Raw genomic sequence first — 1,060 nt, forward strand, 5'->3', positions numbered from 1 at the left:
ATGGCCAAGGGCGAGTTTATCCGTACGAAGCCTCACGTGAACGTGGGGACGATTGGGCACGTGGACCACGGGAAGACGACGCTGACGGCGGCTTTGACGTTTGTGGCGGCGGCGGAGAACCCGAATGTAGAGGTTAAGGACTACGGGGAGATTGACAAGGCGCCGGAGGAGCGTGCGCGGGGGATTACCATCAACACGGCGCATGTGGAATACGAGACGGCGAAGCGGCACTATTCGCACGTGGATTGTCCTGGGCACGCGGACTACATCAAGAACATGATCACGGGTGCGGCGCAGATGGACGGGGCGATTTTGGTGGTATCGGCGGCGGACGGGCCGATGCCGCAGACGCGGGAGCACATACTTTTGGCTCGCCAGGTGGGGGTGCCGTACATCGTGGTGTTCATGAACAAGGTGGACATGGTGGACGACCCGGAGCTTTTGGACCTGGTGGAGATGGAGGTGCGGGACCTTCTGAACCAGTACGAGTTTCCTGGGGACGAGGTTCCGGTGATCCGCGGGAGCGCGCTGCTGGCGCTGGAGCAGATGCACAAGAACCCACAGACGAGGCGTGGGGAGAACGAGTGGGTGGATAAGATTTGGGAGTTATTGGACGCGATTGACGAGTACATACCCACGCCGGTGCGGGACGTGGACAAGCCGTTCTTGATGCCGGTGGAGGACGTGTTTACGATCACGGGTCGTGGGACGGTGGCGACTGGGAGGATTGAGCGGGGGAAGGTGAAGGTTGGGGACGAGGTGGAGATTGTGGGCCTTGCTTCGGAGACGCGGCGGACGGTGGTGACGGGTGTGGAGATGCACCGGAAGACGCTTGCGGAGGGGATAGCTGGGGACAACGTGGGGTTGTTGTTGCGCGGGATAGGCCGGGAGGAGGTGGAGCGGGGGCAGGTTTTGGCGAAGCCTGGGAGCATTACGCCGCACACGAAGTTTGAGGCCTCGGTGTACGTGTTGAAGAAGGAGGAGGGGGGTCGGCACACGGGGTTTTTCACGGGGTACCGTCCGCAGTTTTACTTTCGGACGACGGATGTGACTGGGGTGG

Annotated in this window: 1 protein-coding gene; it reads left to right on the plus strand. The window is 61.6% G+C overall.

The features are described from left to right. A partial coding sequence (gene tuf / locus C2847_RS12120) for an elongation factor Tu (protein WP_105318574.1) occupies nucleotides 1-1,060 on the plus strand: 1,060 nt, incomplete at its 3' end.

The organism is Thermus tenuipuniceus (assembly GCF_002964845.1).
In the GTDB taxonomy this organism is placed as follows: domain Bacteria; phylum Deinococcota; class Deinococci; order Deinococcales; family Thermaceae; genus Thermus; species Thermus tenuipuniceus.